Origin of the sequence: Pseudomonas sp. NPDC087639 (assembly GCF_044743385.1) — a bacterium.
In the GTDB taxonomy this organism is placed as follows: domain Bacteria; phylum Pseudomonadota; class Gammaproteobacteria; order Pseudomonadales; family Pseudomonadaceae; genus Aquipseudomonas.
Genome location: NZ_JBIUWI010000017.1, coordinates 34,590 through 48,997, shown reverse-complemented (window position 1 = coordinate 48,997; position 14,408 = coordinate 34,590). Strand labels below are relative to the sequence as shown.

Annotated in this window: 13 protein-coding genes; 8 read left to right on the top strand and 5 right to left on the bottom strand. The window is 59.9% G+C overall.

What is annotated here, in order from left to right:
• Positions 1 to 72: 72 nt before the first annotated feature.
• The 3 genes from ACIOVB_RS09885 to ACIOVB_RS09875 all read right to left on the bottom strand — a co-directional run bounded on the left by ACIOVB_RS09885 (position 73) and on the right by ACIOVB_RS09875 (position 2,686).
• Complete coding sequence (locus ACIOVB_RS09885; RefSeq protein ID WP_401267173.1) at positions 73 to 1,086, bottom strand: GNAT family N-acetyltransferase; 1,014 nt, start codon at positions 1,084 to 1,086, stop codon at positions 73 to 75.
• Between the two features lie 86 nt (positions 1,087 to 1,172).
• The gene (locus ACIOVB_RS09880; protein WP_187679537.1) at positions 1,173 to 1,970 is read right to left on the bottom strand and encodes an ABC transporter substrate-binding protein; all 798 of its coding nucleotides are present in this window, start codon (positions 1,968 to 1,970) and stop codon (positions 1,173 to 1,175) included.
• A 92-nt stretch (positions 1,971 to 2,062) separates the two neighbouring features.
• Positions 2,063 to 2,686: a TetR family transcriptional regulator gene (locus ACIOVB_RS09875; RefSeq protein WP_187679538.1), complete on the bottom strand. Its 624-nt coding sequence runs from the start codon at positions 2,684 to 2,686 to the stop codon at positions 2,063 to 2,065.
• Positions 2,687 to 2,870: 184 nt separating this feature from the next.
• On the opposite strand from ACIOVB_RS09875, the gene ACIOVB_RS09870 reads away from it, so the two are divergent.
• From ACIOVB_RS09870 to ACIOVB_RS09835, 8 genes are all read left to right on the top strand, one after another.
• Positions 2,871 to 4,655 carry an acyclic terpene utilization AtuA family protein gene (locus tag ACIOVB_RS09870; RefSeq protein ID WP_401267171.1) on the top strand — a complete coding sequence of 595 codons (1,785 nt, stop codon included), beginning with the start codon at positions 2,871 to 2,873 and terminating at the stop codon, positions 4,653 to 4,655.
• 12 nt (positions 4,656 to 4,667) lie between these two features.
• Positions 4,668 to 5,537: an SDR family oxidoreductase gene (locus tag ACIOVB_RS09865; protein ID WP_401267168.1), complete on the top strand. Its 870-nt coding sequence runs from the start codon at positions 4,668 to 4,670 to the stop codon at positions 5,535 to 5,537.
• A gap of 3 nt (positions 5,538 to 5,540) precedes the next feature.
• Entirely contained in the window at positions 5,541 to 7,157 is a 1,617-nt protein-coding gene (gene atuC, locus ACIOVB_RS09860) for a geranyl-CoA carboxylase subunit beta (protein ID WP_401267166.1), read from the top strand.
• Between the two features lie 30 nt (positions 7,158 to 7,187).
• A complete protein-coding gene (atuD, locus tag ACIOVB_RS09855) occupies positions 7,188 to 8,345 on the top strand; it encodes a citronellyl-CoA dehydrogenase (RefSeq protein WP_401267163.1) in 1,158 nt (385 codons plus the stop codon).
• The gene (locus ACIOVB_RS09850) at positions 8,342 to 9,139 is read left to right on the top strand and encodes an enoyl-CoA hydratase/isomerase family protein (RefSeq protein WP_401267160.1); all 798 of its coding nucleotides are present in this window, start codon (positions 8,342 to 8,344) and stop codon (positions 9,137 to 9,139) included. Before atuD ends, ACIOVB_RS09850 begins: the two co-directional genes overlap by 4 nt.
• A gap of 67 nt (positions 9,140 to 9,206) precedes the next feature.
• Positions 9,207 to 11,168, top strand: a complete 1,962-nt coding sequence (locus ACIOVB_RS09845) for an acetyl/propionyl/methylcrotonyl-CoA carboxylase subunit alpha (RefSeq protein ID WP_401267159.1) — start codon at positions 9,207 to 9,209, stop codon at positions 11,166 to 11,168.
• Between the two features lie 70 nt (positions 11,169 to 11,238).
• A complete protein-coding gene (locus tag ACIOVB_RS09840; protein ID WP_187679545.1) occupies positions 11,239 to 11,781 on the top strand; it encodes an exonuclease domain-containing protein in 543 nt (180 codons plus the stop codon).
• 71 nt (positions 11,782 to 11,852) lie between these two features.
• Positions 11,853 to 12,137 carry a pyrimidine/purine nucleoside phosphorylase gene (locus ACIOVB_RS09835; protein WP_169914502.1) on the top strand — a complete coding sequence of 95 codons (285 nt, stop codon included), beginning with the start codon at positions 11,853 to 11,855 and terminating at the stop codon, positions 12,135 to 12,137.
• 74 nt (positions 12,138 to 12,211) lie between these two features.
• Here ACIOVB_RS09835 and ACIOVB_RS09830 read toward each other — a convergent pair whose 3' ends face one another.
• On the bottom strand, positions 12,212 to 13,018 hold the full coding sequence (locus ACIOVB_RS09830; RefSeq protein WP_187679546.1) for an MOSC domain-containing protein: 807 nt from the start codon (positions 13,016 to 13,018) through the stop codon (positions 12,212 to 12,214).
• Positions 13,019 to 13,110: 92 nt separating this feature from the next.
• Entirely contained in the window at positions 13,111 to 14,046 is a 936-nt protein-coding gene (locus ACIOVB_RS09825) for a chemotaxis protein CheV (protein ID WP_003226705.1), read from the bottom strand.
• Positions 14,047 to 14,408 lie beyond the last annotated feature (362 nt).

Below are 14,408 nucleotides of genomic sequence, written 5' to 3'. Positions count from 1 at the left end.
CAGCCTTCGGCAACTTCTACAGGGTTAACGCGATACCCGTGCAGGAGTTGCCGAAGGCTGCGATCTTTTGCTTCAAGCCAATTTGCAGCGATCAAAAAACCGCTCACGCCCCAAGATCATCAGGGCCGCGCGCTTGTGCGGGAAGTCGAACTCTTTCTCGCAATGGAAGCACTGATTCTGCATGTGGCCGATCATCTTCGCGTTGTCGGCACGCGGCTCGGCAACCACGCGCTGCGTGCGCGGGTCATCCAGAAACAGGTAGTGCACCAGCGCCGATAACCAACTCGCTACTTTGTGCGGACCGCGGTGATCCTCCTCCCCTACCAGCATGTGAATGCCACGGTCGTAGTTGTCGGCTTCGTAGAACGGTGCGATGCGATCTTCCTTGGCCCAATAAGCTTCGAAATAGGCAAACGGCTGATCATCGAAACAGCCGATCAAGGTCAGCGCATGCGGATCGGCGTCGAGTTTGCTCAGGTACTCGCGATGCTTTTCAATGCTGCCCTCTTCCTGCCAGAAACTGGCCACCCGCGGACTGTTCTGCCAGCGATTGAAACGCGGCAGGTCTTCATCGATCTCAACCGTGCGCAGGGAAATCCATGCGCCAAGACGAGCATCAAAACGCCGGTAAACCTCACCGCGCGGCTTCACCGGTCGCAACGGATGGCGCTTGCCACCGCTGATGACCATTTGCTGCGGATAGCTGCCAGTGAGCGACGCGCCGAGCCAAGGTTGCGGCAGTTGCCAGAACAGCGTGCGATCGCAGCGGTATTCACCGGGCACATCGGTGTTTACCAACAAACCACTGAGTAAAGCTTCGGTCGGTGGCTGATCGAGTTGCCAGGTCAATTGCTGGCACTCCGGGTCCCGCGCAAACAGCCAGTAACAGGCAGCCCATAGCGCCTGGCCAGGCGGCAGGGCAAAACGCTCATCGATCTGGATCGGCCCTTTGGCCTCACGATCCAGTCGCAGGCGAATCAATGGTTGCCCATCCAGGCTCAGGCTCAGACGGCTTTCGGTTGCATCGGCTACCAATTGGCTGCCCGAAGGCAAGGCCAGGGCAGTCAGGTCATTCAGATTGGACATGGGTCGGGCTCACGATAATCGTCGACAGTTCAACGATGGGACGTGAGCCGAGCGGAGAAATTTAGGCTTGGGCAGCAATCAGTGCTTCAGTGATGGGGCACCGGCACTACCGCAATCCGGTACGGATCGAAGATTTTCAGCATCTCACCGTTGTCGCGCAAACCTTTCAGCAGTTTGCCGAACGCATCACCGGTTATTGGTGCGGTTGGACGAAGAATTGCGTAGTGGTGGTAGACCTGATCGATTCGCTGCGACACCAGCAACTCATCGCGCACCTTTTCGTTGCGCAGCAGGTAATCACTCAGATAGGAGCGGGTCACCAGCGCGATATCCGCGCGCCCGCGCAGCACCATCAACAGGTTGCTGTCGTGGGAATAGGTCAGTGTTGCCTTGAAGTTCTGGGCAAGGAATTTTGGATCAGCATTGAAGTTGGCGAACTCGTAGTGATAACCACTGAACAAGGCCAGACGCTTGCCGGTGAGATCGGCAAAATAGCTCTCCTTGCGCCCTTCTTCCCGTTGTGCGACGAAAATTTCAGCGTCCTCCAGCCCCATGTCGACGTCGGTGTGGGGAATCTCCTTCCAGCCCCACTCCGGGTTTTCGAAGATCGCCATATCGATCCGTCCCTGCTTGAAATCACCGAAACGCCGGGGAATCGAAGTCGGTACCAGCACGAACTGATAGTCGCTTTGCAGGCGATTCAACGCCTCGACCAATTGTGGCAAGAGACCGGTGTCGGCACCGTTTTCCGGGCGAACGGTGTAGGGCGGAAAATGCGCCGCGCCCACCCGCACCAATTGCGCTGCCTGTGTGGGCATTACCCATATTGCAGCCAGCGCTGCGAGCAAAAACCCCGCGGCCGTCCGAATTGGCGAAGACTTCAAAACACCCCACTCCCCGAAAAAGTACCGATCAATGCATTCAAGCTAGGCGGTTTCGCCCAGTTAGCCAGTTTCCCGACCCGATAGAAAGTGCTTCAACGCTCTTCAAGAACCAGAATCAGCGCCTCATCGGCCAACTGATCCAGGCTCAAACTGCCGCCGGCACGGAACCAAGTGGTGGTCCAGGACAATGCACCAGTGAGGAAACGTCGGGTAATAAAGACGTCGCCGCGAATAAATCCGGCGTCCTTGGCCTCGCCCAGCACTTGCAGCCAGATGTCTTCATAAACATCGCGCAACGCGAGAACTTTGGCCTGGCCCTCTTCGGACAACGAGCGCCATTCGTAGACCAGCACCGCCATGGCTTCGCCGCTGCCGCCCATGATCGACTGCAATTCGCAGCGAATCAGCGCCAACACCCGCTCGCGGACATTGCTCGCGTCGGCGAGCGCTGCGCGCATCAAGGCAGTGTTGTAACGGATGGTTTCTTCCATCACCGCGCGCAGGATTTCATCCTTGCTTTTGAAGTGATGAAAAATGCTCCCCGACTGAATGCCCACCGCGCCGGCCAGATCGCGCACGGTGGTGCGCTCATAGCCTTTGTTGCGGAACAGGTGAGCCGCCACTTGCAGCAATTTGCCACGGGCGCTGTCCGGGTCGGTCAACTGGCCGTCGTCGACCAGTTCGCGCATGACCCTCAGGGCTTTTTGCTCGTCCACCCGTTCTCTCCTACAGTCGATCAGTCTGTTGCCCCCTGAAACCGCAGGGTTGCGCGCAATTTAAGCCGCCGACGGCGACCAAGCAAGCGCTTGGGTAGAAGATAGTTTCAGTTGTTTACAAACCAAGCGCTTGCTTGGTAGCCTCCAGACACTTCTGTCGCAGGTTCCTGAGTCGGAGACAAAAATGCCCACAACCGTTCGCATCGGATGCGCCAGTGCCTTCTGGGGTGACACGTCAACCGCCGCCGCGCAGCTTGTGGCGGGAGGATGCCTGGATTACCTGGTGTTCGATTACCTGGCCGAAATCACCATGTCGATCATGGCCGGCGCACGCATGAAAGACCCGCAGGCCGGGTTCGCCGGTGACTTCGTCGACGTGCTGACGCCGCTGCTGCCACAGTTGGCCGAGCAGAAAATCCGCGTCATCAGCAATGCTGGCGGGGTCAACCCTCAGGCTTGCGCTACGGCGCTGCGAGCGGCGTGCGACAAGGCCGGCGTCGAACTGAAAATCGCCGTCCTGCTGGGCGATGACTTGCAACCGCAATTCAAACAACTCACCGGCATCAGCGAAATGTTCACCGGCGCCCCTCTGCCACCGATGTGCGTATCGACCAACGCCTACCTCGGTGCCCCTGGCATCGTCGAAGCCCTGCGACTGGGCGCCGATATCGTCATTACCGGCCGGGTAGTCGACAGCGCCGTGGTCAGCGCAGCGCTGGTGCATGAATTCGGCTGGTCGTGGCACGACTACGACAAACTCGCCCAGGCCGCGCTGGCCGGACACATCATCGAATGCGGCGCGCAATGCACCGGCGGCAACTTCACCGACTGGCGCGACGTGCCGGATTACGAGCACATCGGTTTCCCGATCGTAGAAGTCAGCGCCGACAGCCAATTCATCGTCAGCAAACCCGAAGGCTCCGGCGGACTGGTCACGCCGCTGACCGTTGGCGAGCAGATGCTTTATGAAATCGGTGATCCGCAGGCCTATCTGTTGCCCGATGTGGTCTGCGATTTCAGTCAGGTCAAACTTCAGCAACAAGGTAGAAACGCAGTGCATGTGCACGGCGCCAAAGGTCTGCCTGCCAGCGACAAATACAAAGTCAGCGCCACCTGGCCGGACGGCTTCCGCTGCACCGCCAGTTGCCTGATCGCCGGCATCGACGCGGTGGAAAAAGCACAACGCGTCAGCCAGGCGATCATCGACAAGACCGCCGAGATGTTCAGTCAACGAGGCTGGGTGCCTTATAGCGAAACCCACATTGAACTTCTGGGCAGCGAAGCCACTTACGGCCCCCACGGCCAGCGGCGCGACAGCCGCGAAGTGGTGATAAAAATTGCGGTGCGCCATCCGCACAAACAGGCGCTGATTGTGTTCTCCCGGGAAATCGCCCAGGCCGCGACCGGCATGGCCCCGGGGCTGACCGGCATCGTCGGCGGACGGCCGACGGTCTATCCGGTGATCCGGCTGTTTTCGTTCCTGATCGACAAAAGTGCCTGCGCGCTGCACGTCGAAATGGCCGGTGAAAAACACCCATGCGCCCTGCCCTCACTGACCGCACTCGACAGCCACGATCTGCCAATCGCCGATCAACCCCCCAAACCTCAAGGCCGCGCCGACGCCAGTGTTGCGCTGGTGAAACTGGCCGTGGCGCGTTCCGGTGACAAGGGCAACCACAGCAACATTGGCGTCCTGCCACGCCGGCCCGAATACCTGCCGTGGATCGCCGAAGCGTTGACCCCGGCGGTCATCGTCGACTGGATGAGCCATGTCCTCGACCCGATTCACGGTCGGGTCGAACGCTGGTATTTGCCCGGCACCCACAGCCTGAATTTTCTCCTGGAAAACGCCCTCGGCGGCGGTGGCGTGGCCAGTCTGCGCATCGATCCACAAGGCAAAGCCTTCGCCCAGCAACTGTTGGAAATCCAGATCCCGGTGCCACAGAGCATCGCCGAGCAGTTCGACTAGAGGATTGTTTGCATGGCTTACGCGTCGATTTTCACAGCCGATCTGTTCAGCGGCCAAACCATCATCGTCACCGGTGGCGGCAGCGGCATCGGTCGCTGCACCGCCCATGAGCTCGCAGCCCTCGGCGCCAATGTGCTGCTGGTCGGGCGCAAGCCGGAAAAGCTGCAAAAGGTCGCTGCCGAGATCGCCGACGACGGTGGTCGCGCGCACTGGAAAGCGTGCGATATCCGCGATGAAGAAGCCGTCAAACTGCTGGTCACCGAGTTGATCTCAGAACATGGGCCGATCCACGGACTGGTCAACAACGCCGGTGGCCAATACCCGTCGCCGCTGGCTTCTATCAATCAGAAAGGTTTCGAAACCGTGCTGCGCACCAATCTGGTCGGCGGTTTCCTGATGGCGCGGGAAGTGTTCAACCAGTCGATGAGCAAGCACGGCGGCAACATCGTCAACATGCTCGCCGACATGTGGGGCGGCATGCCCGGCATGGGCCATTCCGGCGCGGCACGGTCGGGCATGGACAACTTCACCAAGACCGCAGCGTTCGAGTGGGGTTATGCCGGGGTGCGAGTCAACGCGGTTGCGCCGGGCTGGATTGCGTCCAGCGGCATGGACACCTACGAAGGCGCGTTCAAAGCGGTGATCCCGACCCTGCGCGAACATGTGCCGCTCAAACGCATCGGCACCGAGTCGGAAGTCAGCGCGGCGATTGTGTTTCTGCTCAGTCCGGCAGCGGCATTCATCAGTGGCAGCACGCTGAAAATCGACGGCGCCGCCAGTCTCGGCAGTCGGGCATGGCCGTTGCACAAGGCGACGCACAGCGAGTCGTACAACGGGTTCCACCGGGCGTACCTTCCGGACGTACTCAAGGACAAGGAGTAAGCCATGGCGCAGATCCAGTCCCAACTCGATCCGCACAGCGAAGCATTCGCCCGCAACCGTGCGGCGATGCTTACGGCCATCGAGCAAGTGCAACAACTCGAACAGAACTTGCTGAACAAGGCCGCTGAAGCCAAGGCGAAATTCGACAAGCGCGGGCAATTGCTGCCGCGCGAACGCCTGAACCTGCTGCTCGACCCCGGCGCGCCGTTCCTCGAACTGGCCAGCCTCGCCGGTTACAAACTGCACGATGACAAGGACGGCAGCGCGGCCGGTGGCGGGCTGATTGCCGGCATCGGTTACGTGTCGGGCATTCGCGCGATGGTGGTGGCGAACAACAGCGCGATCAAGGGCGGGACGATCTCGCCCAGCGGCCTGAAAAAATCCCTGCGCCTGCAACAGATCGCCCAGGAAAACAAACTACCGGTGATCACCCTGGCCGAAAGCGGCGGCGCCAATCTCAATTACGCGGCGGAGATTTTCGTCGAAGGCGCGCGCAGCTTTGCCAATCAGGCGCGCATGTCGGCGATGGGCTTGCCGCAGATTACCGTGGTTCACGGTTCGGCCACGGCGGGTGGCGCTTATCAACCGGGGCTGTCGGATTACGTGGTGGTGGTGCGCGGCAAAGCCAAGCTGTTTCTCGCCGGCCCTCCGCTGCTCAAAGCGGCGACCGGTGAAGTGGCCACCGATGAAGAACTGGGCGGCGCCGAGATGCACGCACAGGTCGCCGGCACTGCCGAATACCTGGCCGAGAACGATGCCGACGGTGTCCGTCAGGTTCGCGAAATCCTGCGCATGTTGCCGTGGAATGAACAACTGCCGTGGCTGCCGGAACCGCAGTACAAGGAGCCGCTCTACCCCATCGACGAACTGCTGGGGTTGATCCCGGACGATCCGAAGAAGCCTTATGACGTGCGCGAAATCATCGCGCGCATCGCCGATGAATCAGAGTTCCTCGAATTCAAGTGTGAGTTCGATCAGCAAACCATTTGCGGCCAGTTGAAAATCCAGGGCCGCGCCTGCGGCTTCATCGGCAACAACGGCCCGATCACCCCCAACGGCGCGAGCAAGGCTGCGCAGTTCATCCAGCTGTGCGACCAGAGCCAGACGCCGCTGCTGTTTTTCCACAACACTACCGGCTTCATGGTCGGTACCGAATCCGAGCAGCAAGGCGTTATCAAACACGGCTCGAAACTGATTCAAGCGGTGGCCAACGCACGGGTGCCTAAACTGACGATTGTCGTCGGCGGCTCCTACGGCGCCGGCAACTACGCGATGTGCGGACGCGGTCTCGATCCACGGTTCATCTTCGCCTGGCCCAACAGCCGTACGGCGGTGATGGGTGGCGCCCAGGCCGGCAAGGTGCTGCGCATCGTCACCGAAGCCAAACAGCTCAAGGACGGGTTGGTGCCTGATCCAAAAATGCTCGACATGCTCGAACAGGTCACCGCGCAGAAACTCGACAGCCAATCCACCGCGCTGTATGGCAGCGCCAACCTGTGGGACGACGGGCTGATCGATCCACGCGACACGCGCACCCTGCTCGGCTACCTGCTGGATATCTGTCACGAAGCGGACATTCGCGCACTGCAACCCAACAGCTTCGGCGTCAGCCGGTTCTGACCGCCACGGATCTTACGGAGAACAATAAAAATGATCTTCACCCCGGAACACGAAGCGCTGCGCCGCACCGTCCGCCAGTTCGTCGACCATGAGATCAATCCGCACGTCGAGGAATGGGAAAAGGCCGGACGCTTTCCGATCCACGAGATTTTCCGCAAGGCTGGCGAACTCGGTTTGCTAGGGATTTCCAAACCGGAAAAATTCGGCGGCATGGGCCTCGATTACAGCTATTCGATTGTCGCGGCCGAAGAGTTCGGCACCATTCACTGCGGCGGCATTCCGATGTCGATCGGCGTGCAGACCGACATGTGTACCCCGGCGCTGGCGCGCTTCGGCTCCGATGAACTGCGCGAAGAATTCCTCCGTCCGGCGATCACCGGCGAGCAGGTCGGCTGTATCGGAGTTTCCGAAGTCGGTGCCGGCTCTGACGTTGCCGGGCTCAAGACCAGCGCGCGCAAGGATGGCGACGACTACGTGATCAACGGCAGCAAAATGTGGATTACCAACTCGCCGAGCGCCGATTTCATCTGCCTGCTGGCCAACACTTCGGACGACAAGCCGCACATCAACAAGTCACTGATCATGGTGCCGATGAACACGCCCGGGATCAGCCTCAGTTCGCATCTGGACAAGCTCGGCATGCGCAGTTCGGAAACCGCCCAAGTGTTTTTCGACGACGTGCGCGTGCCGCAGCGCAATCGCATCGGTCACGAAGGCGCAGGCTTCATGATGCAGATGCTGCAGTTTCAGGAGGAACGTCTGTTCGGTGCGGCGAACATGATCAAGGGCCTGGAATACTGCATCGACAGCACCATTGAGTATTGCAAGGAGCGCAAGACCTTCGGCAGTGCACTGATCGACAATCAGGTGATCCACTTCCGCCTCGCCGAACTGCAGACCGAAATCGAATGCCTGCGAGCGCTGGTCTATCAGGCCACCGAGCAGTACATCAAAGGCCAGGACGTCACCCGCCTCGCTTCGATGGCCAAGCTGAAGGCCGGGCGCCTTGGTCGCGAAGTCAGCGACAGTTGCCTGCAATATTGGGGCGGCATGGGTTTCATGTGGGACAACCCGGTGGCCCGCGCCTATCGCGATGTGCGACTGGTGTCCATTGGCGGCGGCGCCGACGAAATCATGCTGGGGATCATCTGCAAACTGATGGGTATTTTGCCGGGGAAAAAGAAATGAGCACCCTGCCCGCTTGCCAGACGCTGCTGCTGGAGCTGCATGGCGGCGTACTGCACATCACCCTCAATCGCCCGGACAGCCGCAATGCGATGAGCCTGCAGATGGTCACCGAATTGCGCGCCGTGTTGGCGGCCGTTCACGATGACCGGACTGTTCGGGCCCTGGTGCTCAGCGGTAGCGGCGGACATTTCTGTGCCGGCGGCGACATCAAGGACATGGCCAGTGCCCGCGCCCAGGGAGCCGACGCTTACCGTGATTTGAACCGGACGTTCGGCGCGCTGCTCGAAGAAGCTCAGCACGCGCGGCAAGTGCTGATCTGCGTATTGCAAGGCGCGGTCATGGGCGGCGGATTCGGTCTTGCCTGCGTAAGCGACATCGCAATTGCCGACCACAAAGCGCAGTTCGGCTTACCGGAAACCAGTCTCGGTCTGTTACCGGCGCAGATCGCCCCGTTTGTGGTGCAACGCATCGGCCTGACTGAAACCAGACGACTGGCCCTCACCGCTGCGCGTTTCGACGGCCATCAGGCTCGGCGGTTGGGGCTGGTGCATTTTGTCGAGCAGGATGCACAAGCGTTGGCCGAGCGGTTGGATGAGGTGCTGCAACATGTTTTGTGCTGTGCACCAGAGGCGAATGCCATGACCAAACAACTGCTGCTGGCCAGTGCCGGGCAGCCATCGAGTGAGCTGCTGGATGAGGCGGCGCAGTGGTTCAGCGACGCGGTGACGGGTGCCGAGGGAATCGAAGGAACCATGGCGTTCATGCAAAAACGCAAACCCGGGTGGGCCACCTGACCCTGTGGGAGCGGGCTTGCCCGCGAAGAGGCCAGCACATACACCGCAACTTTCGAGGGAACAGCCCATGCCCGCCATCCACAAAATCCTGATCGCCAACCGCGGTGAAATCGCCTGCCGTATCCAGCGCACCGCCCAAGCCCTCGGCTATCGCACCGTCGCCGTCTACAGCGATGCCGACGCCGATGCACTGCACGTGCAAATGGCCGATCAAGCCGTGCACATCGGCCCGGCGCCGGTGCAGCAGTCGTATCTGAACATCCCCGCCATCCTCGACGCGGCTCGCCGCAGCGGGGCCGATGCAATCCACCCCGGCTACGGTTTCCTCTCGGAAAACGCCGAATTCGCCCGAACCTGCGAACAGGCCGGGCTGATCTTCATCGGTCCGAGCGCCGACGCCATCGAATTGATGGGCAGCAAGCGCCTGTCGAAACTCGCCATGCTCGATGCCGGCGTACCGTGCATTGCCGGTTATCAAGGTGCAGAACAGGACGATGCAACGTTGCTGCGCGAAGCCGAACGCATCGGATACCCGCTGATGATCAAGGCAAGCGCCGGCGGCGGCGGGCGCGGTATGCGTCTTGTGCACAACGCTGACGAGCTGCCTGCACAACTGCGTACCGCCCGCTCTGAAGCCCTCAATGGATTTGGCAGCGACGAATTGATCCTCGAACAAGCACTGATCGAACCGCGACATGTCGAGGTGCAACTGTTTGGCGATCACCACGGCCACCTGATCTACCTTGGCGAACGCGACTGCTCAATCCAGCGGCGCCATCAAAAAGTCATTGAAGAAGCGCCCTGCCCGGTCATGACCGCCGAGTTGCGCCAGGCCATGGGCGAAGCGGCGCTCAAGGCTGGGCGCGCGGTGAGTTACGTCGGCGCCGGCACTGTGGAGTTCCTGCTCGACGCGCGCGGGCAGTTCTACTTTCTGGAGATGAACACCCGCTTGCAAGTGGAACATCCGGTGACTGAATTGATCACGGGGCTGGATCTGGTCGCCTGGCAATTATCGGTCGCCGAGGGGCAGCCGCTGCCGTTGATCCAGGAGCAAGTGCAACTCCATGGTCATGCGATGGAAGTACGGCTGTACGCCGAAGATCCGACGCAAGATTTTCTCCCGCAAACCGGCCGCATCGAAGCATGGGAACCGGCGCTTGAGCACGGCGCACGAATCGATCACGGCCTGTTCGAAGGGCAATCGGTCAGCCCGTTCTATGACCCGATGCTCGGCAAACTGATCGCTCACGGCGCTACCCGTGAAGAGGCGCGGCGCAAACTGCTGCGTGCGGTGCAGGATAGCGTCTTGCTGGGCGTGCAAAGCAATCAGCGATTACTCGACAACCTGCTGCAACATCCGCAGTTCATCAGCGGCGAATTCAGTACCGGATTCATTCCTCGGCACTTCAGCGATCACCCAAGCCTGCACCCTTACACACCGAGTGCCGAAGAACTTGCCATTGCCGCTGTGCTGTTTTACCAGGCGTCCGCTCGACAGCACCGAGCGCCCTTGAGCCATTGGCGCAACAACGCCAATGTACCGCTGCACTATCGGCTTGGCCTCGATGAGCAGAACTGGACCGTGCAACTGCTCAAGCTCGCGGGAGAGGTGATTCAGGTGCAAACCGCGGAACGCTCCCTTGAACTGAAACTGATTAATCACAGCGAAAAATCGGTCACGCTGGAAATCGACGGCCTGCGCCAACGTCACGCCTATCGCCTCGATGTCGGGCAACTCTGGCTGTTCACCCATCCCGGCAGCCTGCGCCTGGAGGATCGAACTCATGCCGTGATCGGCAGTCAGACCAGCGTCAGCTCCGGCACCTTGAAGGCGCCGATGGATGGCGCCATCGTCGACGTACTGGTCAGCGAAGGCAGCGCGGTCAGCAAGGGTCAATTGCTGGTGGTGCTGGAGGCAATGAAAATGGAGCACCCGCTCAAGGCCGGCATCGACGGCGTGCTCAAGCGGGTGCAGGTCAAGGTCGGCGATCAGGTAAAAAATCGTCAGGTTCTGTTGCAGGTAGAGTGAGTCGCCAGGCGCAAACGCAGGGTTTGACTACGCTCTGATCTATCAGGACGCGGAAATCAGGAAGCCTGCGATGCCCCATTGGCTGGTCATTGATCTGGAAGCCACCACCGACGAGGGTGGCTGGCCGGTTACGGAAATGGAAATCATCGAAATCGGCGCCACGCTGGTCGATCGTGCGGGGCGCGAACAGGATCACTTTCAGCGTTTCGTCAAACCCACACGTCGGCCATTGCTGACGCCGTTTTGTCGTGAACTCACGCACATCACCCAGGCCAATATCGACACGGCGCAGCCTTTGACGGAGGTCTGGCCAGCGTTCGAGCGCTGGCTTGGTCAGCATCAGACACGTCTTGAAGGCTGGGCGAGTTGGGGCGATTACGACCGCAAACAGTTATTGCAGGAATGGCAGCGGCTACAACTTGACAGCGCCTTGAGCCGGGTGCCGCATATGAACCTCAAGCAACGCTTCGCCAAGGCCCGGCGCCTGGAACGGCCATTGGGGCTCAACGGCGCGCTGCAACTGGCCGGCATGCAGTTCAGCGGTCAGCAACATCGGGCGCTGGAGGATGCGCGCAATACCGCACGCTTGCTGCCGCTGGTTCTGCCGCTTTAGGGGCGTGACGGCGTTAATGGCCTTGTGCATACTGGCCGCCCCACTTTTTAGCCCTTTTCGAGGAATCGCCCATGTTTAAAGTCAACGAGTACTTCGACGGTACCGTCAAGTCGATCGCCTTTGGCACTGCTGAAGGTCCGGCGACCATCGGCGTCATGGCTCCGGGCGAATACGAATTCGGCACGGCCCAGCGTGAAATCATGCACGTTGTTTCCGGCGCACTGAGCGTCAAATTGCCCGACAGCAACGATTGGGAAACCTTCGCCGCCGGCAGCCAGTTCAACGTACCGGCCAACAGCAAGTTCCAGCTGAAAGTCGCAGTCGACACCGCTTACCTGTGCGAATACCGCGGCTGAGTCCACGGCTTTCCCCCGGCGTAATAAAAATGCCCGTGTCCAAAGACACGGGCATTTTTCATTTCAGGGTTGGGTTACTCGAGAATTTCCACCGGCATCCCGACCTCAAGACGACCATTGCTGTCATTCACCAGATTCTGCCCGAACATCGCGCCATCGGCCTGCGCGCGAGTCTTTTGCAGCGTCGCCAGCGGTTCGCGATCAGCGCTGCGCTCGCCCGTTTGCGGGTCGATGGTGGTGAGGATGCAGCGTGAGCACGACTTGACTACGCGGAACTCGACATCGCCAATACGAATACGCTTCCAACTGTCTTCGGCATACGCGTCGCTGCCTTCAATGACCAGATTCGGCCGGAAACGCAGCATTTCCAGCGGCCGTCCGACCTGTTGCGCCAGGTGCTGCAGCGACGCTTCACCGATCAGCAACAACGGAAAACCATCGGCGAATGCGACCTGATCGTCCTCCTTGCCGTAACCAGCCTGCGTCGTACGCGCACGATCCACAGGCACCTGCACCAGACGGGTCGGCTTACCGATGAAATCACTGACCCACTTCGCTGCGTCATCGCCAGCGTCCGGCACCCGCAAGGTGTCACGCCAAATGGTCACACCACGCAGTTCGGCACCGCTGTCCGGCACGGCGATTTCAATCGACGCATGCGAAGGTGCGCTGAGCGTCAGTCCGCCGTGGGCATTCCACAGTGCCGACAACTGGCTCATCTTCGCTTCTGCGCGCTGAGTCAGGAAACGCCCGCTGGCTTCGTCCACCAGCATCCAGCGTCGATCACCCTCAAGCCCCAGCTTGTCCAGGCTGATCCCTTGCAGAACCTCGCCTTTGCCGGATTTCAACGGGTAACGATAAAGCGCGCTCAGACGCAGCATGGCCAGCTCCCTGATGGGTAAAAAACGCCACCCTATACGAGCTTCATCAACGAATCAAAGGCTGACATGAAGTCAGCCTTTGAGCAGGGCTATCAGGCCGGCACTTCATCGAGCATCAGACGCTGGCGAACCACATCGACCAGTTTGTCCGGCTGGAACTTGGAGAGGAAATTGTCGCAGCCGACCTTCTTCACCATAGAGTCGTTGAAACTGCCGGACAGCGAGGTGTGCAACACCACGTACAGCCCACGCAGGCGTGGATCGTTGCGGATTTCGGTGGTCAGGCGATAGCCGTCCATCTCCGGCATTTCCGCGTCGGTGAACACCATCAGCAGTTTGTCGGTCATGTTCACGCCGGTGTCGGCCCAGGCCTTGAGCATGTTCAGCGCCTTCAGGCCATCGCTGGCAATGTGCATTTTCACGCCGAGCTGGCCAAGCGTGTCACGCAATTGCGAGAGTGCCACGTTGGAGTCGTCCACCAGCAGCACTTCTCGGCCCCGGGCACGTTCCAGCACCGGATCATCGAGCTTGTCGCGCGATACCTTGGCGTTGTACGGAACGATTTCGGCGAGCACTTTTTCGACGTCGATGATTTCCACCAACTGATCGTCAACTTTGCTGATCGCGGTCAGATAGTGCTGGCGGCCAGCACTGGTTGGCGGCGGTAGAATGGCTTCCCAGTTCATGTTGACGATGCGATCCACACCACCGACGAGGAAGGCCTGCACCGAGCGGTTGTACTCAGTGACGATGATGGTGCTGTTCGGACCGGGTACCAGTGGACGCATGCCGATCGCTTGCGAAAGGTCGATCACCGGCAAGGTCTGCCCGCGCAGATTGACCACACCGCAGACAAACGGGTGACGCTGAGGCATGAGGGTCAACTTTGGCAGTTGCAGAACCTCCTGAACCTTAAACACGTTGATCGCGAACAATTGCCGTCCGGCCAGGCGGAACATGAGAATTTCCAGGCGATTCTCACCCACCAGTTGCGTGCGTTGGTCTACCGTGTCGAGAATGCCGGCCATCAATGACTCCTGGGCTTGTTCTGATGAATTCACTAAGAGGTGTTATCGGCTGTAAATGCTGAATCTTGATCCCCGCAGAAATCACTATCAAAATGCCACATCAGGGCATTGATGTCACATTAACATCATGCTTTACTGGCTCCGTGTTTTTCATCTGCTAAAGTCTTCGCGGCGCGACCTCGGTTTGCACGGTAGGTTCCCGCGCCTAAGGGATTCCCCTAGTAACAATCAGGCCCAACCTGATATTCGCAATATCCAATAGCCATTAATGTGACGCCATTCTCATTGCATGAACGGAGTCAGGCTATTGTGTGCGATCGCAGTTCAGCGGAAACAAACCCTCTGGAACCTCTCAGCCTGTG